At 33.4% G+C, this 23871-nt stretch carries 23 protein-coding genes; 13 read left to right on the top strand and 10 right to left on the bottom strand.

What is annotated here, in order from left to right:
* The first annotated feature begins 108 nt into the window (after window positions 1-108).
* A complete protein-coding gene (locus tag OA85_RS13325) occupies window positions 109-924 on the top strand; it encodes a hypothetical protein (RefSeq protein ID WP_039110250.1) in 816 nt (271 codons plus the stop codon).
* Here OA85_RS13325 and OA85_RS13320 read toward each other — a convergent pair.
* Complete coding sequence (locus OA85_RS13320) at window positions 904-1359, bottom strand: SRPBCC family protein (RefSeq protein WP_039110249.1); 456 nt, start codon at window positions 1357-1359, stop codon at window positions 904-906. The genes OA85_RS13325 and OA85_RS13320 overlap by 21 nt on opposite strands.
* A 175-nt stretch (window positions 1360-1534) precedes the next feature.
* Window positions 1535-3562 (bottom strand): M3 family metallopeptidase, encoded by a 2028-nt coding sequence (locus OA85_RS13315; RefSeq protein WP_039110248.1) that lies wholly within the window; start codon window positions 3560-3562, stop codon window positions 1535-1537.
* A 215-nt stretch (window positions 3563-3777) separates the two neighbouring features.
* Between OA85_RS13315 and OA85_RS13310 the strand changes: the two genes are divergently transcribed.
* Window positions 3778-4443: a hypothetical protein gene (locus OA85_RS13310; RefSeq protein ID WP_039110247.1), complete on the top strand. Its 666-nt coding sequence runs from the start codon at window positions 3778-3780 to the stop codon at window positions 4441-4443.
* Window positions 4444-4492: 49 nt separating this feature from the next.
* On the opposite strand, the gene purE is transcribed toward OA85_RS13310, so the two are convergent.
* The 4 genes from purE to OA85_RS13290 form a co-directional block, all read right to left on the bottom strand.
* Entirely contained in the window at window positions 4493-4978 is a 486-nt protein-coding gene (purE, locus tag OA85_RS13305; protein WP_039110246.1) for a 5-(carboxyamino)imidazole ribonucleotide mutase, read from the bottom strand.
* A gap of 70 nt (window positions 4979-5048) precedes the next feature.
* Complete coding sequence (locus OA85_RS13300) at window positions 5049-6200, bottom strand: 5-(carboxyamino)imidazole ribonucleotide synthase (protein ID WP_039110245.1); 1152 nt, start codon at window positions 6198-6200, stop codon at window positions 5049-5051.
* Between the two features lie 114 nt (window positions 6201-6314).
* Window positions 6315-7958, bottom strand: coding sequence for a DUF1501 domain-containing protein (locus tag OA85_RS13295; protein WP_082014172.1), 1644 nt, complete (start codon window positions 7956-7958; stop codon window positions 6315-6317).
* Window positions 7959-8123: 165 nt separating this feature from the next.
* On the bottom strand, window positions 8124-9776 hold the full coding sequence (locus OA85_RS13290; RefSeq protein ID WP_039110243.1) for a DUF1800 family protein: 1653 nt from the start codon (window positions 9774-9776) through the stop codon (window positions 8124-8126).
* A 267-nt stretch (window positions 9777-10043) separates the two neighbouring features.
* Here OA85_RS13290 and hpt point away from each other — a divergent pair, with 267 nt between their 5' ends.
* From hpt to obgE, 4 genes are all read left to right on the top strand, one after another.
* Window positions 10044-10574 (top strand): hypoxanthine phosphoribosyltransferase, encoded by a 531-nt coding sequence (hpt, locus tag OA85_RS17650; protein WP_039110242.1) that lies wholly within the window; start codon window positions 10044-10046, stop codon window positions 10572-10574.
* Between the two features lie 12 nt (window positions 10575-10586).
* Window positions 10587-11159 (top strand): adenylate kinase, encoded by a 573-nt coding sequence (locus OA85_RS17645; protein ID WP_039110241.1) that lies wholly within the window; start codon window positions 10587-10589, stop codon window positions 11157-11159.
* Between the two features lie 217 nt (window positions 11160-11376).
* Window positions 11377-12648: a hemolysin family protein gene (locus OA85_RS13275; RefSeq protein WP_082014171.1), complete on the top strand. Its 1272-nt coding sequence runs from the start codon at window positions 11377-11379 to the stop codon at window positions 12646-12648.
* Window positions 12649-12735: 87 nt separating this feature from the next.
* Window positions 12736-13737 carry a GTPase ObgE gene (obgE, locus tag OA85_RS13270; protein WP_039110239.1) on the top strand — a complete coding sequence of 334 codons (1002 nt, stop codon included), beginning with the start codon at window positions 12736-12738 and terminating at the stop codon, window positions 13735-13737.
* Between the two features lie 61 nt (window positions 13738-13798).
* Here obgE and OA85_RS13265 read toward each other — a convergent pair whose 3' ends face one another.
* Together OA85_RS13265 and OA85_RS13260 are read right to left on the bottom strand one after the other, a co-directional pair.
* Window positions 13799-14800 carry a glycosyltransferase family protein gene (locus OA85_RS13265; protein ID WP_039110238.1) on the bottom strand — a complete coding sequence of 334 codons (1002 nt, stop codon included), beginning with the start codon at window positions 14798-14800 and terminating at the stop codon, window positions 13799-13801.
* A 102-nt stretch (window positions 14801-14902) separates the two neighbouring features.
* Window positions 14903-15718, bottom strand: coding sequence for a UDP-2,3-diacylglucosamine diphosphatase (locus tag OA85_RS13260; RefSeq protein WP_039110237.1), 816 nt, complete (start codon window positions 15716-15718; stop codon window positions 14903-14905).
* Window positions 15719-15852: 134 nt separating this feature from the next.
* On the opposite strand from OA85_RS13260, the gene OA85_RS13255 reads away from it, so the two are divergent.
* The 6 genes from OA85_RS13255 to OA85_RS13230 all read left to right on the top strand — a co-directional run bounded on the left by OA85_RS13255 (window position 15853) and on the right by OA85_RS13230 (window position 20686).
* A complete protein-coding gene (locus OA85_RS13255; RefSeq protein WP_039110236.1) occupies window positions 15853-16548 on the top strand; it encodes a lipopolysaccharide assembly protein LapB in 696 nt (231 codons plus the stop codon).
* 61 nt (window positions 16549-16609) lie between these two features.
* Window positions 16610-17965, top strand: coding sequence for a UDP-N-acetylmuramate--L-alanine ligase (murC, locus tag OA85_RS13250; protein WP_039110235.1), 1356 nt, complete (start codon window positions 16610-16612; stop codon window positions 17963-17965).
* A gap of 7 nt (window positions 17966-17972) precedes the next feature.
* On the top strand, window positions 17973-18431 hold the full coding sequence (locus OA85_RS13245; RefSeq protein ID WP_039110234.1) for a GNAT family N-acetyltransferase: 459 nt from the start codon (window positions 17973-17975) through the stop codon (window positions 18429-18431).
* A 13-nt stretch (window positions 18432-18444) separates the two neighbouring features.
* On the top strand, window positions 18445-19140 hold the full coding sequence (gene radC / locus OA85_RS13240; RefSeq protein WP_039110337.1) for a DNA repair protein RadC: 696 nt from the start codon (window positions 18445-18447) through the stop codon (window positions 19138-19140).
* A gap of 9 nt (window positions 19141-19149) precedes the next feature.
* Window positions 19150-19839, top strand: a complete 690-nt coding sequence (locus tag OA85_RS13235) for a YjjG family noncanonical pyrimidine nucleotidase (protein ID WP_039110233.1) — start codon at window positions 19150-19152, stop codon at window positions 19837-19839.
* Between the two features lie 85 nt (window positions 19840-19924).
* On the top strand, window positions 19925-20686 hold the full coding sequence (locus tag OA85_RS13230; protein WP_039110232.1) for a hypothetical protein: 762 nt from the start codon (window positions 19925-19927) through the stop codon (window positions 20684-20686).
* Window positions 20687-20737: 51 nt separating this feature from the next.
* On the opposite strand, the gene OA85_RS13225 is transcribed toward OA85_RS13230, so the two are convergent.
* Complete coding sequence (locus OA85_RS13225) at window positions 20738-22015, bottom strand: replication-associated recombination protein A (RefSeq protein WP_039110231.1); 1278 nt, start codon at window positions 22013-22015, stop codon at window positions 20738-20740.
* A gap of 259 nt (window positions 22016-22274) precedes the next feature.
* Here OA85_RS13225 and OA85_RS13220 point away from each other — a divergent pair, with 259 nt between their 5' ends.
* Window positions 22275-23066: a rhomboid family intramembrane serine protease gene (locus tag OA85_RS13220; protein WP_231557104.1), complete on the top strand. Its 792-nt coding sequence runs from the start codon at window positions 22275-22277 to the stop codon at window positions 23064-23066.
* Window positions 23067-23121: 55 nt separating this feature from the next.
* On the opposite strand, the gene rlmB is transcribed toward OA85_RS13220, so the two are convergent.
* A complete protein-coding gene (rlmB, locus tag OA85_RS13215) occupies window positions 23122-23856 on the bottom strand; it encodes a 23S rRNA (guanosine(2251)-2'-O)-methyltransferase RlmB (RefSeq protein WP_039110229.1) in 735 nt (244 codons plus the stop codon).
* Window positions 23857-23871: the final 15 nt, after the last annotated feature.

Below are 23871 nucleotides of genomic sequence, written 5' to 3'. Positions count from 1 at the left end.
GGTGCAAAATTAAGTATTATTAATAATCTAAAAGGTATTTTTGGTCTCCTTTTTTATCAATTTTTCAACTAAATGATGTATTTGTTCACAATTGACTAATTTTGTCTAATGAAGATTTTTAAACAACTATTCAATTTTTATATCAATAGCAGTATTCACGTGGGATTGTCGTGTTATGCCTTAGTGCGAATGACGCAACATATGTTCCACATTTTTTCGGATGAACCAATAGCTAATTTTGTTTTTTTTGGAACAATTGTAGGATATAATTTCGTAAAATATGATGCTTTGGCCAGAGCCAAAAAATTAAAGATGCGCAAGGAGTTGAAAATCATTGCCGTATTTAGTTTTTTTGCGCTTCTTTTGGTTGGTTTTTATTTTTTTCATTTGCAGCGGATTACCCAAATCGTAGCAGTCGCTTTTTTGAGTATCACTTTATTGTACACGCTTCCGTTTTTTCCAAATAAAAAAAATGCAAGAAACTGGGCTGGCGTAAAAATTTACATTGTGGCGTTGTGTTGGGTAGGAGTGACTTTGGCTTTGCCTATTTTGAATGCTGATGTTTCGATAACACTTGATTTCTATCTGAAATGCATACAGCGATTTATCCTGATTTTTGTATTGGTGCTTATTTTTGAAATTATTGATTTGGCAAATGATGATCCACATTTACAAACCGTACCGCAACAAATAGGAGTGAAGCGAACCAAAATGCTGGGATTGTTACTTTTGATTCCTTTTTATTTTCTGGAATTACTAAAAAGTAATTTTGATGAAAATCAATTAATTGTAAACTTGATACTAGTGATTATGATTGCATTGTTTCTGGTTTTTGCCAATGAAAAACGCTCCAAATACTATACTTCTTTTTGGGTGGAAAGCGTGCCAATTGTTTGGTGGTTATTACTGCTCGTTTTCAGATAAATTTTTTAATATTTTATTTCTTTCGATAAGAAAATTGATCAGATGATTTTTTAAAAATAAAAAGTCAAATAGTTCGCCAAGGAGTCCATAGGGCATTTCATAATACAATTTGTCCTTCATTGTGGTGACGCCATTTTTTTCATAAAAAAAATGTTCGTGTCGGAATGATTTGAATTTTCCTTCTTCCATTTCATCTACAAAATACTCATACAGATTCATAGCAGTTATTCGGCTTTTATGAGTCAGATAAAAACCAAAATGTTTACCGCGCCAAGTCACCGTTTCGTTGTAATTGATCAATCCTGTAGTTATTCCGTCGATAGCGGTTTCCTTTGTAGGACTTGCTGATTGTTGGTGTACGTCAATATCTCTTGATACATCAAAAACAGTTTGTATTGGTGCTTTTATTTTTGTTCGAATTTTTATGGTAGTCATCAAAATTTAGGTTTTTCGTTTGTCTTCAATAATGATTTTTGACCCAATGGTAAGAATGAGTTGATTTTAAATCTTTAACAAAAGTAAATTATTGCATTTTAATTTTCAGTACTAAATCATAGCGCATTAAAAAACCCGAAGAAATTTAAACTTCGGGTTTCAAATAATCATTCATTTAAACCAATCCCGCTCTTCTCAACAGCGCTTCCGGCTTCGGTTCCTGTCCTCTAAAGCGTTTGTACAAAATCATCGGATGTTCTGTTCCGCCTTTAGAAAGTACATTTTCCTTGAATTTGGTTGCCACTTCTTTATTGAAAATACCTTTTTCCTGAAAATATTCGAAAGCATCAGCATCCAGAACTTCCGCCCATTTGTAGCTGTAATATCCAGAAGAATAACCACCTTGAAAAATATGGGAAAAAGAAGTGCTCATTGCATTTTCCTTTACATCAGGATAGAGTTGTGTGGCTGCAAATTGTTCGGTTTCGAAAGCTTTGATATCTTTAATGTTTGATGGATTCTGAGCATGCCAACCCATATCTAACAATCCAAAACTCAATTGGCGCATCGTTGCCATTCCTTCTTGAAAACTGGCACTTTCTTTAATTTTATGAACTAATTTCATCGGAATCATTTCGCCAGTTTGATAATGGTATGCGAACAAAGCCAATGCTTCCGGCTCGTAGCACCAGTTTTCCAAAATTTGACTTGGCAATTCCACGAAATCCCAATACACAGAAGTTCCTGATAGACTTGGATATGTTGTGTTAGCTAACATGCCGTGTAGCGCATGGCCAAATTCATGAAACAAAGTCGTTACTTCATTAAAAGTTAACAAAGATGGTTTTGTTTCTGTAGGTTTTGTGAAATTACATACAATTGAAATGTGTGGTCTTTCGTTGATTCCTTTTTTTATGTATTGCGATTTAAAAGACGTCATCCAGGCTCCGTTGCGTTTGCCTTTTCTTGGAAAGAAATCAGCATAAAATACGGCAACTAATTGGTCTTCCTCGTCTTTTACTTCATACGTTTTTACTTCTTCATGGTATTTATCCACTTCGAAAATTTCTTCGAAGGTGATTCCATATAATTTTTGTGCTACTGCAAAAGCACCGTCCAAGACTTTTTCTAATTGGAAATACGGTTTTAATATTTCATCATCCAGATTGAATAATTGCTGCTTCAATTTCTCCGAATAATAGGCACCATCCCATTTTTCCAATTGTTCAATACCATCTAATTCTTTTGCGAAAGCGGTCAATTGTGCAAATTCTTTCAAAGCGGCCGGTTTGGCTTTTTCTAATAAGTCATTCGAAAATGTTTTTACTTTCTCTGGATTTTCTGCCATTCTTTCTTCAAGAACAAAATGAGCGTGAGATGCATATCCTAAAACCTGAGCTCGGTCAAAACGCAATTTGGCAATTTTAAGTACGATTTCCTGATTGTCAAATTCGTTATTTTGAAAACCTTTGGCACCAAAAGCGATTGCCATTTTCTTGCGTAGTTCACGATTATCAGCATACGTCACAAACGGAACATAGCTTGGATAATCCAACGTAAAAATCCAGCCTTCTTTTTCTTGACTTTTAGCCAATGAATGGGCTGCTTCTGTAGTTCCTTCCGGTAAACCAGCTAAATCGGATTCGTTTGTAATATGCAATTGATACGCTTGCGTTTCGGCCAAAACATTTTCACCAAACTGCAAACTCATTTTCGATAATTCTTTGTCGATTTCTCGTAATTGATTCTTCTTGTCTTCCGGTAAATTAGCTCCGTTTCTGGAGAAGCTTTTGTATTTTTTATCTAAAAGTGTTGTTTGTTCCGGATTTAGATTCAGCTTGTCTCTTTGCTCGTAAACCGTTTTTACTCTAGCAAATAAATCTGGATTTAGGCGAACATCATTTCCAAATTCAGACAATAAAGGAGAGACTTCCTGTGCAATTTTTTGAATCTCATCATTCGTTTCCGCTGAATTCAAATTGAAAAATATACTTGAAATTCTATCCAAAACATCTCCGCTGAATGCTAATGCTTCAATCGTATTTTCGAAAGTTGGTTTTATAGGATTTCTTACAATAGCATCGATTTCGGCTTTTGCAAATTCGATTCCTTTTTGAAAAGCAGGAAGAAAATCTTCGTTCTTTATTTTCGAAAAAGGGGCAGTGTTATATTTTGTATTGAAATGGTGTGTTAGGATGCTCATTTGTATTTTTTTTATAAAAATAATTCGATGTTTAAAGATAACAAAGGTATGGATTTATTGAAAAAAATGAGGTTGCTAAAGGAATTGATTTGCCCTAAAATGCTAGAATGGATTGTGTTATTTAAATGTTATTTATTTCGTTTGGCAGTAATAAAGCCTTAAATTGTAAAAAAAGGATTGGTTTTTGAAGAAACGGATTAAAAAATAAATAAAATATGAAGTATCAAATTATAATAAAAAGCGCTAATACTGTTGATCAAATCGAGGAATATTGGACAAATGAAGATTATGTCAAACTACTTGAAAAATTCGATTATCCAGATGCTTCAGATGCTGATGCAGCCAGTTTAAGAGAATTGTTATTTATGGCAATTTCTGATTTTGAACCTAAAGATGCTGCTGTAATTGTATTGGAATACAAATTATCACAAGATTTAAATGAAGGTCAAATTCAGCAAATTTCAAATGATATGTTTTTAGACAAAGTCTGTGAAGAATATCCTGAAATAGGTTTGCATTCGACTTTATTTCATGTCAATCAATTGCTTTTTAAAGCGTACAACGGTAAATTCCCTAATGCAAAAGCCACAATTCTTGAGTGCAGTATGACGGCATCAGAAGGAGCAAGTGAATTAACGAAAGAAAATGTTTTAAAATTGTTAAGTAACGGTTTGTCAGGGAGTACTCTTATCAAAAGATTGTTTGATCACGCGATGAATGAAAATGCACCTTTTCCGGAAGCCGAAGATATTTTATGGAATTTGACAACTTCGGATAACGTAAATTATACTTTGACTACCTCAGAATATTGGTTAAACAAAGAAGATATCATTGCTTCGGAATTCGAAGGAGTTCTGGAAGTAGCAGTCAATGTAGAATAAAGAATTCCTGATTTGAAATAAAAAAAGCTCCGTAATGGAGCTTTTTTTATTATTTATTAAGAGTTTCGGAGGCAATATTTACCGCTTCTTTCAATCCAGTTTTATACAATATGATTCTGTCAAGGACACTTTTGTTGTGACTTCCTATGATTTGAGCGGCAAGAATTCCAGCATTTTTTGCTCCATTTAGTGCAACAGTTGCTACAGGAACGCCACCCGGCATTTGAAGAATGGATAAAATACTATCCCAACCATCAATTGAATTACTGGATTTTACAGGAACACCAATTACTGGAAGTGGCGACATCGAAGCGACCATTCCAGGTAAATGTGCAGCACCGCCAGCACCGGCAATAATTACCGTAATTCCACGATGATGTGCATTTTTACTAAAATCAAATAATTTTTCTGGAGTTCTGTGTGCAGAAACAATGTCAACTTCTGTTTCTATATCAAATGCTTTTAAGATGTCTATGGCTTCTTGCATAACTGGCATATCAGAGATGCTTCCCATTATTACGGCTACTTTCATTATCGTTTTATTTGTTTATTTGCTTATCCGTTTAATCGATTAATCAAAATTTATAATTTTACTTTTAAATAATTTAGGCAATTACTCGAATCGTATTCTTCACGTTTTCAGCAATTCTTCGGGCTTCGTTAATATCTTCATTTACGATGGTTACATGTCCCATTTTTCTAAAGGGACGCGTTTGTTTTTTTCCGTAAATGTGCGGCGTAACACCATTCCAACCTAATATTTTTTCGATATTTTCATAAATTACATCTCCAGAAAAACCTTCTGCACCTACCAAATTCACCATAATCCCTGCTACTTTACTGTCCGTATTTCCTAAAGGTAAATTGAGAATGGCGCGTAAATGGTTTTCAAATTGTGAGGTATAACTGGCTTCAATAGAATAATGACCTGAATTGTGCGGGCGAGGAGCAACTTCGTTAACTAGTATTTCATCATTTTCAGTTTGAAACATTTCAACGGCTAATAAACCAACGTGATTGAATTTTTCGGAAACATTCAACGCGATTGCTCTTGCTTTTTCGGCTACTTTATCATCAATGCGAGCAGGACAAATGACATATTCCACTTGGTTGGCTTCTGGATGAAATTCCATTTCAACCACAGGATAGGTTTTTATTTCTCCTGAAGGATTGCGACAAACAATAACTGCCAATTCATTTTTGAATGGAATCATTTCTTCAGCAATGCATTCTACATTGGCTAAATTATCTAAATCCGATATTTGTCGAATTACTTTAACGCCATTTCCGTCGTATCCAAATTCCGTACATTTCCATATAAATGGTAATTTTAGTTTGGAATCAAGAATGTCAACAATTACACTTTTTAGATTAGGAAATCGCTTGTAATTTGCAGTTGGAATAGTATGTTGTAAGTAAAAATCTTTTTGAATTCCTTTGTTTTGAATAAGTTTCAGTGTTTTAGGAGAAGGATATACTTTTAATCCTTCTTCCTCGAGTTTTACTAAAGCTTCAAGATTAACCAATTCGATTTCAAAAGTCAAAACATCAACTAATTTTCCAAAATTATAAACGGTTTCAAAATTCATTAAGTCCCCTTTGAAAAATTGGTCGCAAGCTATTTTGCATGGTGCTTCATCACTTGGATCAAGTACATAAGTTTGTATGTCGAATTTTCGGGTGTCAAACAACAGCATTTTGCCAAGTTGTCCGCCGCCTAGAATTCCCAGTTTAAAATCAGAAGAAAAATAATTCATCGTTGTATAGAAATTTATCTGTAAAATTGATTTTACAAAGATACTTTTAAATGATTAATAATAAAAAGATACGACTTGTAAAATAGTTTTATAGATATTTCAATATTGAGGATGTTATCTTCTCACGATTACTTTTTTAGAAAAGTTCCCGTTGGTAGTCTCGATTTTTAAATTATAAAACCCCGTGGATAGATTTTCAACATTAATTGAAAACTGACTGCCGTTTAAAGGGTTTTTATATTTTCCAATAAATTTCCCGTCTATTGAATATATGGAAACCGAATAAATATCATTGTTGTTTGGTGCATTAATGGTGATGAGTTCTGAAGTTGGATTTGGATAAATGAGAACTTCATACGCATTTTTGAATTCATTTAGGGAAAGTAATTTGTCAGTATAACAGGTCGAATTAACTACGTTTGGAGTTTTTATTAAATCCGCTATTTTATTATTTGAAAATCCAGTATTGGTGGTGTTATTATAAAAAGTCAAATCCAATGTTTGGTTGCTCGTTCCAAACCAATCTTGAAGGATTGTACTAAAAACTCTCCTGTTATCATGCTGAACAGTTCGAACCTGATAATTATTTGCTAAAACGGCTTCTGATAAATTAATATTTGTACCAGAGATTCCCGGATTTATTGCATTTCCAAAAACAAACATCGGGGCAATTTCTCCATGATCAGTACCTAGGCTTGCATTTTCTCCCGCTTTTCTCCCAAATTCTGAAAAAGTTACCGCCACAACATCATTTCCTATGTTTTGATTGTTCAAATCCGTGATGAAAGTGCTAATCGCCTCTGATATTTGAGTCAAAAGATTGGCATGATTACCTAAATGTGTCGTATTATTTGCGGCTACTTGCATGTCATGAGTGTCAAATCCGCCCACTTTAACTAAATAAACCTTGGTTTGAAGACCACCTGAAATAAAACGTGCTACTGTTTTTAACTGATTGGATAAATTGGTATTAGGATAGGTTAATGTGTTGGATCCAGAATTAAAGGAATTCGAAATAGTTTGCGCATAAGAATTTGTGGAAGTATCATTGTTAATAATGTATTGAATTAAACCTCCATATTCTGAATCTGCAATAGTTGCTGGTGGTTGTCCTCCTAAACCATTCACTACAGAATAAAATCCGGATAAATCCTGACCGCTAATATTTAAAGACATGCCGTGTTCAATTTCACCATGAAAACCTAATGAATTGTCACTGCTTCCAAGTTGAATTCCTAAAGGAAAGTTTGAATTTAAAAAATCGGCATAATAATTCTCAAGAAAACGTCCCGTCCATCCGCTGTCAAAATTATTATTGGCCATGGTGCCATCTCCTCCTGTTAACCATAAATCAGTTGATTTAAAATGGGATTTGTCTTGGGATGGATAGCCAACCCCTTGAATGATTCTCATGAATCCGTTATCATACAGGTTTTTAAACCCTATTAATGAAGGATGTAGTCCTACTTGATCTGTTAATGCTAAAGTTGAATCCAGATTTATAATACCATTTGTCATCCCAACATTATTAAGCTTTATGTTCGGTCGCAATGCTGCATAAGTATCATATTGATTGATGGGTACAATAGTATTTAATCCATCATTAGCGCCAGCTAATTGAATTAAAACTATTTTTTTTGAGCTGGAATCAGGGCAGGTTGTCATGCCTGCTGATTTGAAAAGAGCAAAAACTTCTGTAGGCAATAATGAAAGTGCACTAGCTGTTGAAGTCAATTTAATAAAATTTCTTCTTCTCATGATATTTGTTGTTTTGTTATTAATTATGGAAATAATACTAAAACGTACGAGATTTGGGGTCTCTTAATACCTTGGTCGTTAAATGAATTTTTGAATGATACCAAAATATTTGAGATTTAAGTTTCCTTAAATATCTTGGTTCCTAAATAAATTTTTGAAATAATACTAAAACATTTGAGATTCGGGAGCTCTTAATATTTTGGTTACTAATAGCTTTAATCGAGACTCGACCACTGTACTATTATTGGTGCTGATAAAAGTATTCCATGCATCTGTCCAATAATAATCAGAAAGACCCTGCAGGAGGAAAGAATTCATAAAATAGTTAATACGATCAGTGTCTGCTTCCTGAGCAAAAAGTGCATTACATAACTCAGAAGTTAACACAAAAGGATCCGAAGGATTTGATACAATTCCAGTGTTTTTTAGTACGTCTGGAATATATATTTTGGCGGTGATATTACTATTGCCAGCAATCCTGTTTACTCCGTCAAGTAAGGACTCCCCTAACCTATATTTTGCGATTAAAGTGGAAGAAGAGATCCAGTTTTTATCAAAATCAGGAGCCTGATAATAGGCAGCATGACCAGCTACATTTTCAGGATTAAATAACCCCATATTTGAACTTGTTAAAAATGTATTATAAGCAAAATTGAACCAAAAAGTACTGTAAAATTCTAATGGCTTAGAAGTAGGATCTGGTATGGTAGCTTGTAAATACGTACATATTTCTGAGAGTTGTTGAATTGGGGATTTTATAATTCCTCCAATAGTTTCATCAGTTGCATTACTGTCATCTAAATCATAAAAATGTTGGCTTTCTAATAATTTTCTAATAATTGGAATAATTTCATAGCCATTGTCATAGAGTTCTTGTGCTAAGGGAGTTATAATATCATTTTCAGCTTCGGTTGAAATAGTACTTTTTACAAAATAGGAATATATTTTTCTGCAAATATTTTTGGCTGTAGCCGGTTGGTTAAAAACCATTTCAATGTAATTCTCTAATTCGGTATCCATCGAAGCGGCATCACTTGCAGAAGTAATTATTTTGTTGTTAAAAGCACCGCTAAATGTTTTAGAACTAGTATTGTGATCAGAGAATTGATTGTATCCTTTTGGAATTCCAGTATCAGAATCAATTATAGACCGGTCCGCTTTTCTTTTAAATCCGGTTAAAATTCGTGCTGCCTGAACAATATCTGACTCCGTATAATTCGTGTAATTTCCAGCGGCAATTTGCACACCTTTGCCTATGGTGAATAATTCTAGAAATTCACGAGCATAATTTTCATTTGGGGAACTCTTTATATTAGAATTGTTATTTAAAAAACAAAGCATAGCATTATTGAGCGTCATTTTTTTTGCTAACTTTTTATAGTTACCATAAGAATAAAATAAAAGCAAACGGATGTAGTCATAAAACTCTGTTGCTGATCCAGATACATCAGTATTTCTTATCACGGTAAATCGGGTTGATAGAAAATGAGAAAGTTTGAATTTTAACGTCGGACTACTTATAGAATTATACCACCACCATCCAGTTACAATTGTTGCTTTTCTATTTTGATCAAGAAATGTAGTTGCTAAATTTGTAGATTCAGTCCAGTAACCATCGGGTGCTGTTAATGGAAGAGGGTCATAAGGTAGATTAATGGTAAGTGGATTGTCTGCTAATAATAAATCCAAAGCTTCGCTTGGAGTTAATTTAGAATATTGGTCTATCAAGACCTTGGTGTAAACAAAAGTTGCTCTTCGCAATAAATGTTTAGCGTTTTTGACACCTAAAACTGCTGTATTTGGATTTAATGAAGCCATAATTTTACGATTTTCAATATCCTACACTTAAATTTAGGAATAAATAAATTCAATACAATATTTTTTCGATTAACAGATTCTAATAGTCGTCTAACTGCTTGTTTTTGATTAAATTATATGAATTTTTTAAGATTTTTAATTTAAATTTTATAGTTGTGTTATTAGGATAATTAGTGCATTCAATCACTCGATTACAAATTAATGCCCATTTATCAATTGTCAAATTCGAATTCTGTATCTTTGCGCATTATTTTAAACACGAAAATAATGATACAACTTCACGATAAACAATTTGTTCCGTTTATTTCTGCTAAAGAAATTGACTTTGCAATCGCAAAAATGGTTGCGCAAATAGAAGATGATTTTGCTGACGAAATACCAGTATTTGTGGGTGTCTTGAATGGTTCTTTTATGGTAGTTTCGGATTTTATGAAACTGTATAAAAAACCATGTGAGGTATCTTTCATAAAAATGGCCTCTTACGAAGGAACTTCTTCCACAAACGAAGTAAAACAATTAATAGGACTGAATCAGGATTTGACCGGACGCACCGTTATTATAATAGAAGATATTGTAGATACCGGAAATACTTTAGTGGAACTGAAAGAATTATTCAAAAAACAAAATGTAAAACATTTTAAAATAGCAACACTTTTTTTCAAACCGGAAGCATACACAAAGGAAGTAAAAATAGATTACGTTGGAATTCGAATTCCAAATAAGTTTATTGTAGGTTTTGGACTAGATTATGATGGTTTAGGAAGGAATTTACCCGAAGTATATAAATTAAAAGAATAACTACACAACAACATGACTAACATTGTTTTATTTGGAAAACCAGGAGCAGGTAAAGGAACTCAAGCTGAATTTTTAAAAGAAAAATACAAATTAACGCATATCTCCACGGGTGATGTATTTCGTTTTAATTTAAAAAACGATACCGAACTTGGGAAACAAGCAAGAGTATATATGGATGCTGGGGATTTAGTGCCAGATGAATTGACTACTAAAATGCTAATAGATGAGGTAAATAAACACCCAGATACCAATGGAATTTTGTTTGACGGGTACCCAAGAACAATTTCACAAGCCAAAGATTTAGATGTATTTCTTACTTCAATAGGTTCTCAAGTTGCCGCAACAATTGCGCTCGAGGCCGATGATGAAATCTTGGTTGCAAGATTACTTGAAAGAGGAAAAACAAGTGGTAGAATTGATGATCAAGACGAAGAAAAAATCAGAAATCGGTACCAAGAATACAATGAAAAAACAGCTCCTTTAATGGATTATTATCAGGAGCAAGGAAAATTTCACGCAGTAAATGGAATAGGTTCAATTGCTGAAATTACTGAAAGAGTAAGTAGCGTTATTGATAATTTATAGCAGCAATTCCAGCTGTACATTACAAGTCCTCGTTAAAAAAACTATTTTTCTAAGTAATAAAAGGAGCTTCCTTTGGTCGCTCTTTTTTGACAAGAAAAATTAGCTTTTTTAACTCCGGGCTTTTCATTACCATCAGGGCTAAAAATCTGGATCGCAGATTTCAGAAAGTAAAAACTCAGGAATCAGAATTTAAATAAAAAACGAATCAACTAAAAAATTGGAAATACTAATAATATTTTTTCTAATACTATTAAATGGGGTTTTCTCTATGTCAGAAATCGCATTGATTTCAGCACGAAAAAACAGATTAGAGACCGCAGCAAAAAAAGGAAATAAAAGCGCTAAAATTGCATTGGATTTAGCTAATTCTCCAAATAAGTTTTTGTCAACAGTACAAATAGGAATAACACTGATAGGGATTCTTACCGGTATTTATAGTGGTGATAAAATAACCAAAGATGTTGAAGCGTTTATATTTGGATTTGAAATGATAAGACCTTACGCGCATTCAGTTGCAGTAGGTATAGTAGTAGTAATATTGACTTTTTTCTCTTTGGTTTTAGGAGAGTTATTACCTAAAAGAATAGGATTGAATCATCCGGAATCGATTGCTAAAGCGGTGGCATTACCCATGAAAGTGGTGTCTATTATTACGGCGCCATTTATTTGGATGTTGACCACTTCAACTGATTTTTTATTGGATATTTTAAAAATAAAACCAACAGCCGACGGTAAAGTAACCGAAGAAGAAATAAAAGCGATTATCAAAGAAGGTACTGAAGGTGGAGAAGTACAGGAAATTGAACAAGATATTGTGGAGCGTGTTTTTCATATTGGAGACCGAAAAATAAACTCCTTGATGACGCACAGGAAGTCAGTAGTTTTTTTACCTTTGCATTCTGATAAAGAACAGGTTAAGGAATTCATGTTAAAAGAGCTACATTCCATTTACCCTGTTTATGGTGAAAATTATGATGATATTGTTGGTGTTGTTAATTTAAAAAATATTTTTGCTCATTTTGAAAATGAAAACTTCAATTTAGCGGATATAATGACGGAAGCTCCTTTTATGATGGAGCAAACTACTGCTTATATAGCCTTAGAAAACTTCAAAAAAACAGGTATTCATTATGCATTTGTTTCTGATGAATACGGTGTTTTTCAAGGCGTAATTACTTTAAATGATATTCTGGAAGCCTTGGTAGGAGACGCTTCTGATTTTTATAAAGATGATTTTCAGTTGATTGAAAGAGAAGATGGAAGTTGGCTAGTTGATGGTCATTATTCCTTACATGATTTCTTGACGTATTTTGAATTAGATGAATTAATCAATGATTACGAGGTAACCACAGTGAGTGGGTTAATAATGACAGAACTCTCTCATATACCTAAACAAGGGGAGAAATTAATTTGGCAAAAATTTGAGTTGGAAGTCATTGATATGGATGGCGTGAAGATTGATAAAGTGATGGTGAAAGCACTTAAATAATAATAATAGAAATAGAGGACAGGAGACAGATAGCAGTTTGAATTTTTCAATCTGAAATCTGAAATCTGAAATCTGAAATTAAAAAAAATGACTGAAGGGAATTTTGTAGATTACGTTAAAATATATGTTTCTTCCGGAAAAGGAGGAAAAGGATCTACGCATTTGCATAGAGAAAAATTTATTGAAAAAGGTGGTCCTGATGGTGGTGATGGTGGTCGTGGTGGTCATGTTTTTTTGGTTGGTAACAAAGGTCTTTGGACATTGTTTCACCTTAAATTTGCGCGACATATTAAAGCTGGTAACGGTGGAGATGGTAGTGGTGACAGAAGCACAGGTGCTGATGGAGATGATAAATTCATTGAAGTTCCGCTAGGAACTGTTGTAAAAGATAAAGAAACCGGAGAAATATTATTTGAAATTACCGAGGACGGTGAAAAACAAATACTTTCTCGTGGTGGAAAAGGAGGTTTAGGGAACTGGCATTTTAGAAGCTCAACCAATCAAACGCCTAGATACTCACAACCAGGTTTGCCAGGTGCAGAAATGGATGTTATTCTTGAACTAAAAGTGCTAGCCGATGTAGGTTTAGTAGGTTTTCCTAATGCAGGAAAATCAACATTGTTGTCAGTACTGACTTCAGCTAAACCAAAAATTGCGGATTATCCGTTTACTACTCTAAAACCAAATCTTGGAATTGTAGCCTACAGAGATTTCCAATCTTTTGTAATTGCTGATATTCCCGGAATTATCGAAGGTGCTGCCGAAGGGAAAGGTCTTGGACATTATTTCTTGCGACATATTGAACGTAATTCAACTTTATTGTTCTTAGTTCCAGTGGATACGCCAGACATTAAAGCCGAATACGATATTTTGGTAAACGAATTGACAAAATACAATCCAGAAATGCTTGACAAAGAGCGTTTATTGGTGATTTCAAAATGCGACATGCTCGATGATGAGTTGAAAGCTGAATTGAAAACAGAATTAGACGTTGCTTTCAAAGACATTCCTTATATGTTTATCTCTTCTGTGGCTCAACAAGGTTTGACCGAATTGAAAGACAAATTATGGAAAATGTTGAATGACTAATATTTTTAAAAATTATATAAAAAGGTGTTCTGAAAAGAGCACCTTTTTCTGTTTTTATAATTTATTGGATTCCGTTATGATTATAAGTATCAAATAAAAATTGCAAGGTTTCGGGGATATTGTTAGCCTGTATCTTTGGGTATTTTGTAGGAGAATCAAGCCAGTTTTCTATTGTTAAATAGAGATCATCATCAACATCATAAAGGACTGGAACACCCATTTTTTTGAGAGCCGCTGCATTGCATTCTTGTTCATAGTGTTTCCGAATAGGAATAGAAAGTATTTTTTTTTCTAAATATAATGCCTCAGCGGGCGTTTCAAATCCTCCGCCAGTAATAATTCCTTCACAAGTTATTAGACTTTTATTGAAGTATGCTTGATTAACGGGAAAATAAGTAACGTTTTTTATAGTGTGTTTGGTTTTTATATCATTCAAAAACCAATGGAAAGAGAAGTTAGGAAGCTTGTTGAATGCTTTTTCTAAACAATCCTTTTGAAAAGAAGGCAAATAAACGGTAATATGACCCTTATTTTTAGGTTCGGCATTTAGGATCTCATCCTTGATAATTGGAGGGCGTATAAAGGAGTCGTATTTGTCAAAATGCAAGCCAATATATTGTGGAGAAGGCGCATAATGTTTCAGAATCATTTCTCCCATAATGCTCTTCTTTTCTGGTCTTGGCGTCGATTCTGAAATAAAACTGGCTTGGTGTCCAAATTGTACGGAGTGTACTTTTTGTAATTTGCAGGCAAGGGAAGTTATCGAATCAAAATCATTAATTACAACATCATAATTTTTTAATGGTAGCGACTTTGCATCGTTGAACATCTGTAATGGTTTAATGTTTTTGGCAATATCCCAATAATTTAAACCGCCACATTTACTGTAGTGTAAGCTACAGCCATCGCTTTTGAATTTTATAGGCAAATTGACATCCAGATTGGCATTGTTTCCGCTCATAAAAAAATCGACAGTTCCAAACTTTTTTAAATAAGGATGTAATTGAATTGCTCTGCTGATATGTCCATTGCCAGTAGCTTGAATAGCATAAAATATTTTCATGTGAATTTATTTAGATTGTATCGAATATAAATTTCTAATTAAAAAATGATAGAAAAACTTGTTTTTTAATGGTTTGATTTTGAAAGTAATTGTGCGAAATAGCTAGGATAAAATTTTAGTAACAATATCATTGACAATTTTGTCTTCTTTGTTTTCAAGGTCTAAATAGTCGGATCTTTTGTATTGATAAATACGCCACTTTTCTTTTTTGTATTCCAATGCAGTTAGGTTTTCAACCCAATCGCCACTATTGAGATACATCACTTTCCCATGTTCGTTTTCAACTTCCTTCATTTGGGGTTTATGAATATGTCCACAAATTACATAGCTGTATTTTTTTTGAATGGCAATTTCTGCTGCTGTAGTTTCAAAATTGGATACAAACGAAACCGCTTTCTTGACACTGTCTTTAATCATTTTTGAATAGCTTCTTTTCTCTTTTCCCAAAAGCACTAAAAACCAATTAATCAAACTGTTGATTAAAATCAATAAATCATATCCTTTTCCACCAAGCTTGGCTAATATTTTAGCATAACCTTTCGTAGAGGAGTCAAATACATCTCCGTGGAAAATCCACGTTTTCTTTCCGTCTAAATCCAGAATTAATTTATCTGCCAGCTCAAAATTCCCTAAAATAAAATCAGAATATTTTCTCAAAGCTTCATCATGATTTCCGGTAATGTAAATAACACGGGTTCCTTGATTTGACATCTTTATAATTTGTCTCAAGACATTCATGTGTGATGCTGGAAAATAGCTTTTGCTAAAACTCCACATATCAATAATATCTCCATTTAAAACCAACATTTGTGGTTGAATAGATTTTAAATATTGCAGTAATTCTTTGGCTTGGCAGCCATATGTTCCTAAGTGTACATCGCTTAATACCACTAAAGGAATTTTTCTCTTTCTTTTCATAATTTGTTTTAACGAAAGTAATTACTCTATGTTATGGTAATGTTTCTTATTCATTATGTTTCCTTTTTTAATTTTGGGTTCTTTTAGCCTAAAAAAAGCTGTTTAATACTTCAAAATTTCCTTATTTTTGAAAGATGAAAAAAATGGTATACTTCTTTTTATTACTTCCTTTAATGATTTGGTCTCAATCCAATTTTGATAAAGCAGAGAAATTTTTCAAAGAAGAAAAATTTGATCAGGCACAGTCCCTTTTTGAATCCATTTTGAAGACCAATCCTTCTGATTTGAAAACCATTGAATATTTAGGAGATATAGCCGGACGAAATAAATCTTGGGATAAAGCGATTGGTTATTATAAAAAACTCAAACAATTAAAACCTTCGGAAGCTAATTATTATTTTAAATATGGAGGAGCGCTAGGAATGAAAGCCACACAGGTCAATAAATTTAAGGCCCTTGGAATGATAGATGAAGTTAAAGAGTCCTTTGAAAAAGCGATAGTTTTTAACCCAAAGCATATTGAGGCACGTTGGGCATTAGTAGAATTGTATATTCAGTTACCCGGAATTGTTGGGGGTAGTGAATCTAAAGCTATAAAGTATTCAAATGAATTGTTACGATTGTCACCCGTTGATGGGTATTTATCTAAAGGACATATTGATGAATATTTTAAAAGATACAAAGTCGCCGAACAACAATATAAAAAAGCAATAGCTGTAGGTGGGTCAAAAGTCAGCTATCAAATGCTGGCTAATTTGTATAAAAACAAAATGAATGATCCTGAAAAAGCCAAATCAGTTTTAGAAGAATATAAAGATAAAAAAGGATAAATGGATCAAGTATTAATTACTGACTTATTTCGAATACAACAACTATAAATCATAAACTAAAATGCGTACACATTTTATAGCTATCGGTGGAAGTGCCATGCACAATCTAGCTTTAGCATTACACAACAAAGGATACCAAGTAACGGGAAGTGATGATGCCATTTTTGAACCATCAAAATCAAGATTAGATAAGAAAGGAATTTTGCCTCCTGAGTTAGGTTGGTTTCCTGAAAAAATTACCTCAGATGTTGAAGCAGTAATTCTAGGAATGCATGCCAAAGCTGATAATCCAGAACTGTTGAAAGCTCAAGAATTAGGTTTGAAAATATATTCCTATCCTGAATTCCTTTATGAACAATCTAAAAATAAAACACGTGTTGTCATTGGTGGTTCTCATGGGAAAACAACCATAACTTCAATGATTCTTCATGTGATGCATTACCACGATATAGCGGTAGATTATATGGTTGGTGCACAACTGGAAGGATTTGACACGATGGTGCATCTTACAGAAGAAAATGATTTTATTGTTTTGGAAGGAGATGAATATTTGTCTTCTCCAATAGACAGAAGGCCAAAGTTTCATTTGTACCAACCCAATATTGCTTTGATTTCTGGAATAGCTTGGGATCATATCAATGTTTTTCCAACGTATGAAAATTATGTAGAACAGTTTGAAATTTTTATTGACAAAATTACAAATGGTGGGATTTTGGTTTACAATGAAGATGATTCCGAAGTGAAACGTGTTGCCGAAGCCGCTACGAACCCAATCCGAAAATTATCCTATCATACTCCAAAATATACCGTAAGTGATGGTGTTACACTTCTCGAAACTCCGGAAGGCGACATGCCAATAGAAGTTTTTGGAGCACACAATCTTAATAATTTGGCTGGAGCCAAATGGATTTGCCAGAATATGGGAGTCGATGAAGCCGATTTTTATGAAGCTATCGCGAGTTTTAAAGGCGCTTCAAAACGATTAGAAAAAATCGCTGAAAGCAAAACTAAAGTAGCGTATAAAGATTTTGCCCATTCGCCAAGCAAAGTGGCGGCAACAACAAAAGCTGTAAAAGAACAATATCCAAATAGAACTTTGGTGGCTTGTTTAGAGTTGCATACGTATAGTAGCCTGAATGCTGAATTTTTAAAAGAATATGAAGGTGCGTTGGAACATGCTGATAAAGCAGTTGTTTTCTATTCGCCTGATGCAGTAAAAATTAAGCAGCTGGAAGAAGTGACTTATGAACAAATAGCAAATGCATTCAACAGAAAAGATTTAATCATTTATACCAATCCAAAAGATTTCAAAGACTATTTGTTTCATTTAAATCTTGAAAATTCAGCTTTGTTATTGATGAGTTCAGGGAATTATGGTGGATTAAATTTCGATGAAGTAAAGGAATTGATGAAATAGAAATAGGATGAATAACAAAATAGAAGTTATTAAAACGACCAGTGAGAATCTAGATTTTGGAACTCTCATTGCAGCATTAGATGCCAGTCTTTGGGAGCGTTATCCAGAATTAAAAACAAATTATTGGGGAAATAACGTTATAGAATTAAATCCTAATGTTGTTATTATTTATCTCGATGATAAAGCTGTAGCCTGTGGTTGTTTTAAGAAATACGATAAAAATACAATTGAATTAAAGCGTATGTTTGTTTCTCCCGAAGCACGAGGAATGGGGTTCGCGCAAAAAATATTGCAAGAACTAGAGCTTTGGGCGCATGAGTTAGGTTTTTCTTTCTCTGTTTTAGAAACGTTGTATAAACAAAAAGAAGCCATCGGTTTGTATCAAAAAGTAGGCTATACTATTGTTGATAATTACGAACCTTATGTAGGCTTAGAAAATAGTATTTGTATGAAAAAACAAATTTAAGAGAAATATGCCTATGCCTGAAAATTCTTTTTTCCCAATTACTAATTGGTCCGAAGACGACAAACCAAGAGAAAAACTAATGCTCAAAGGCAAAAGTGTTTTGAGCGATGCAGAACTGATTGCTATTTTGATAGGTTCAGGAAGTCGTAACGAATCAGCGGTTGATTTAAGTAAACGGATTTTAGGGAGTGTCAATAATAATTTGAATGCGTTAGGAAAATTATCGATTTCTCAATTGACAAATTTTAAAGGAATAGGCGAGGCCAAAGCAATTTCGATTATTGCCGCTTTGGAACTGGGAAGACGAAGAAGGGCAGAGGATGCAGTTGAATTAACAAAAATTACTTCCAGTAAAACGATTTTTGAAATCATGCAACCTATTATTGGTGAATTGCCACACGAGGAATTTTGGATTGTATATTTGAATAATTCAAATAAAGTCATTTCAAAATCACAATTAAGTAAAGGCGGAATAACTGGAACTTTGGTTGATGTGCGATTGGTTTTTAAAACGGCACTTGAAATGGGGGCAACGGGATTAATATTATGTCATAATCATCCTTCGGGAACATTGATTCCAAGCGATGCTGACAAACAAATTACACGGAAACTAAAACTAGCAGGAGATAGCTTAGAAATAAAAGTTTTAGACCATCTTATCGTGACTGAAACTAGTTATTTTAGCTTTGTCGATGAAGGAATATTTTAGAAGTTAAAAATGAAACATACCATTATAAAAGACGTATTCTTTGATTTAGATCATACGCTTTGGGATTTTGATAAAAATTCTGAATTAACGTTTGAGGCTATTTTTAATAAAAGCCACCCAACAATTGAAACCGCAGCATTCATTGAAAAATATGTGCCAATAAATCAAGCATGTTGGAAGTTATATCAATATGATAAAATTACGCATGGTGAATTGCGCTACAATCGGTTGAAACATTCTTTTGATGCATTAAACTACGCTATTTCTGATGAGGAGATTGAAACGATAGCTCAAGAATACATTCAGCGATTACCTGAAAATAACCATCTTTTTGATGGAACTTTTGAGGTTTTGGATTATTTAAATCAAAAATATAAACTGCATATTATTACCAATGGTTTTGCTGAAGTGCAATTTAAAAAGTTAAACAATTCAAATATTGGGAATTATTTTCAAACAATTACTAATTCTGAAATGGCAGGTGTAAAAAAGCCAAATCCTATTATTTTCGAATATGCCCTTGATTTGGCAAAAGCCAAAAAAGAAAGCAGTATTATGATTGGGGATAGCTTAGAAGCAGATGTTGAAGGAGCTCTTAATGCAGGTTTTGATGCTATTTATTTTAATGAAAGTAAAGCACAAGTGGAACAAGATATTAAACAAGTCAATCACTTATTAGAATTAAAAAAATATTTATAAATTATCCTATCGCCATGATTCAAAAATGCAAGCATAAATGAAGAAAGACGATGCCATTTAAATTAAAAACAAATATTAGCTACATATGAAAACACGATTCCTATTTCTCGCAGTATTAATTTCAAGTTACTGTTTCTCGCAATCTATAAATGATTATAAAGCAGTACTTATTCCTTTAAAATTTGACTTTATAAAAAGTGATAATCAATATAGACTCGCAACTTTATCTAAGTTTAATTTGAATAAAGCTGGCTTTCAGGCCTTTTATGCAAATGAGTCTTTACCAAAAGAATACAATGATAGATGTAGTTTGATGTATTTTGATGTTGTAAAAGAAAAGTCTTTTTTAACAACAAAATTATATATCACTTTCAAGGATTGTAATGGAAAAATTATTTTTCAATCTGCTAGCGGTATAAGTAAAGAAAAAGATTTTCAATTGGCCTATACTGAGGCTTTGAATAAAGCTTTTATTTCTGTTTATGCATTGGAATATAAATATAATAATACAGTTGTTCGCAATTCAGATACAAATTTTAGCCCAACTAGTCCATCGCCAGTTTATCAAGAAGTTTCAGCACCTCTATCTACAAGCGAAACTGTTAAGGCAAACATAGGTGGGGATAATTTGGGAACACTTTATGCACAACCTACAGCTACAGGTTTTCAATTAATTGATAGTACGCCAAAAGTGATTCTGAAAATATTTAATTCTTCAAGAAAGGATTGTTTCATTGCTGCTAGAGGGAATATACAAGGTATTCTAATTGCAAAGGACAACCAATGGTTTTTTGAATATTACCAGAATGATAAATTAATTTCTGAAAAAGTAGATGTTAAATTTTAGATTTCAAAAGATATAATTTTCTAAGCGATGCACAATGCATCGCTTTTAATTTTAATACCCGTATTTATTTTTCCAACGATTTTTTAGGAATTCCCGAATGGTATTTTCTCGCGAGTTGTTTCCCGGATTATAAATAGGGGTATTACTTAAATCATTAGGAAGAAATTCTTGTTCAGCAAAATTGTTGGCAAAATCATGAGAATATTTATACTCTTCCCCATAGCCTAATTCTTTCATTAATTTTGTGGGTGCATTACGCAAATGAATGGGGACCGGTAAGTCGCCTGTTTGTTTCACCAGTTGTTGTGCAGTTCCTATAGCAAGATACGAAGCATTGCTTTTAGGGGAAGTTGCTAAGTAAATAGCGCATTGGCTTAATATAATTCTGCTTTCAGGATAGCCGATAGTTGAAACTGCCTGGAATGCATTATTTGCCATGATGAAAGCAGTAGGGTTTGCATTTCCTATATCTTCACTACTTAGAATAAGCATACGTCTGGCTATGAATTTTACATCTTCACCACCTTCAATCATTCTTGCAAGCCAATAAACGGCTCCGTTTGGATCACTTCCTCGAATTGATTTTATAAAAGCCGAAACAATATCATAATGCTGTTCGCCACTTTTGTCATACAAAACGGTATTTTGTTGCACCAATTCAAAGACTCGATCGTTAGTGATTATAATTTCGGCTTCATTAGAAGCGTTTACGACAAGTTCAAAAATATTTAATAGCTTGCGTCCATCACCTCCGGAAAGTCTTAATAGAGCTTCTGTTTCTTTTAAAACAATTTTTTTGTTTGCTAAATAATTATCCGTTTTCATGGCGCGTTCCAATAAGGCTTCTAAATCGGCTTTTGTAAAAGCATTTAAAACATAAACTTGGCAACGCGAAAGTAACGCCGGAATAACTTCAAAACTTGGATTTTCTGTGGTTGCACCTATCAGTGTTATCCAGCCTTTTTCCACAGCAGCCAGTAAAGAGTCTTGCTGAGATTTGCTAAAACGATGAATCTCATCAATAAATAGGATAGGATTTTTTGCAGTAAATAATCCGCCACTTTGTTTTGCTTTTTCAATAACATCTCGAATATCCTTCACACCTGAATTGATAGCGCTCAAAATGTAAAAAGGTCGTTTAGATTCTTGTGCAATAATTTGTGCCAAAGTTGTTTTTCCAGTTCCAGGTGGTCCCCAGAAAATAAGCGAAGGAATTATTCCTTTTGTAATTTGTTGAGTCAATGAGCCGCTTGGTCCTACCAAATGGGATTGACTGATATAGTCTTCTAGTTTTTGTGGTCGAATGCGTTCTGCAAGTGGTGCTTCCATTTGTTTTTTAAATCTGAAATCTAAATTCGTTAATCTTCAATCATAAATCAAAAATATAACTTTGGTAAAATTACTATTTTTATTTGGAGCTATTTCCAGCTGTCCACTATATCTTTTTATCTCGTTAAAAAACGAGATAAAAAGGATGCCGTTTCCATCTGGGCTAGGGGATTGTATTTAAAATGCCCTTTTAGTTATACTATGACAAAATAGCACTAAATTGCTTTTGGATAAGTTTTTGAGTTTAATTTAAAAGAACATGAAACTAAAACTAATGGATAATCATTTCAAATTTACTAATGCGGTTATTGGACTTCCGCTTTTTTTTGTAGTATTCCTTTGGTTTGTTTTTTGGCTTGAAATTCGATTTGATTTTGATTTTGTTGAATATGGAATTTATCCAAGAGAGTTTTCTGGTTTACAAGGAGTCTTATTTAGCCCTTTTATTCATGCTGATATTAAGCATCTTTATAACAATTCAATTCCATTGCTAATTTTATTGGCTGCTTTGCAATTTTTTTATGCCAATCAGTCTGTCAAAGTTATTGTATTTGGAATTTTGCTTTCGGGAATAATTACTTGGGTTATTGGGAGAGATAATTACCATATAGGTGCTAGTGGTTTGATTTATGTGTTGGTGAGTTTTATTTTCTTCAAGGGTATGCAAACACAATATTATCGCTTGGTGGCTTTGTCACTTGCCGTAATTGTTATTTATGGTGGTTTGGTTTGGTATGTTTTTCCAAGTCCCGAGACCTCGGGAGAAAAAGCAATTTCTTGGGAAGGTCATTTGGCAGGATTGATAACTGGTTTTGTTTTATCTTTAATCTACAAAACACCAGAGTATAAAAAAGTAATCAAATACGATTGGGAAAAACCAGATTACAATCCTGAGGGAGATAAATTCATGCAACGTTTCGATGCAAATGGGAATTTTGTAAATCTCCCACAAGATGAAACGGAAGCACTACTGTCGTATTACTCTTCTGATTTTCCGGTAGAATATACAATCGTCTTAAATGAAAAAAATGAACCAAAACCGGAGTCTTGATTCATTTCTTATTTCTTTATTTAGTTTCATTGCTTCCCTTCGGGAAAGCTGGGGATTAACTTCTTTGTCTTACCGCTTCATATAAAAATGCACCGCAAGCTACTGAAACATTTAAAGATCCAATAGTTCCAAACATAGGTAGTTTTGCTTTTTCGTCAACAATTTTTAAAACCGAAGGATTTACCCCGCGATCCTCTGATCCCATTATAATAGCAACAGGTTCGTTTAAAGAAATATCATAAATATTTTGGTCGGTTTTTTCGGTAGCGGCTACTGTTTTTATACCACTGGCCTGTAAAAGAAAAATAGCATCTTTGATATGTTCTACTTTACAAATTGGAATGTTGAAAACAGCTCCAGCAGAAGTTTTTACGGTATCGCCATTTACGGGTGCTGAACCAGCCTTTTGAACTATAATTCCATTTACTCCAGTACATTCTGCAGTTCTGATTATAGCACCAAAATTACGTGCATCAGATATTTGATCCAAAATTAAAAACAATGGTTTTTTTCCATTTTCTATTACTGATTCTATCAATGATTCTAAATCAAAAAAGGAGATAGGGGATATGGTAGCTACAGCACCTTGGTGGTTATTAGGAGTAAGTCGGTTTAATTTTTCTACAGGAACATAAGAGAAGTTAATGTTACCTCGTTTCATCACTTTCATTAAGTCTTTCATCAGTTCGCTGTTTGCTTCCTTTTGAATATAGACTTTGTCTACTGTTGCGCCTGCTTGGATGGCTTCAATTATTGCTCTAATCCCGAATATTTGGTGTTCTTTTTCCATGGTGCAAATATATAA

The organism is Flavobacterium sp. AED (assembly GCF_000812945.1).
GTDB lineage: Bacteria > Bacteroidota > Bacteroidia > Flavobacteriales > Flavobacteriaceae > Flavobacterium.
This window is presented reverse-complemented; position numbering and strand designations above follow the sequence as displayed.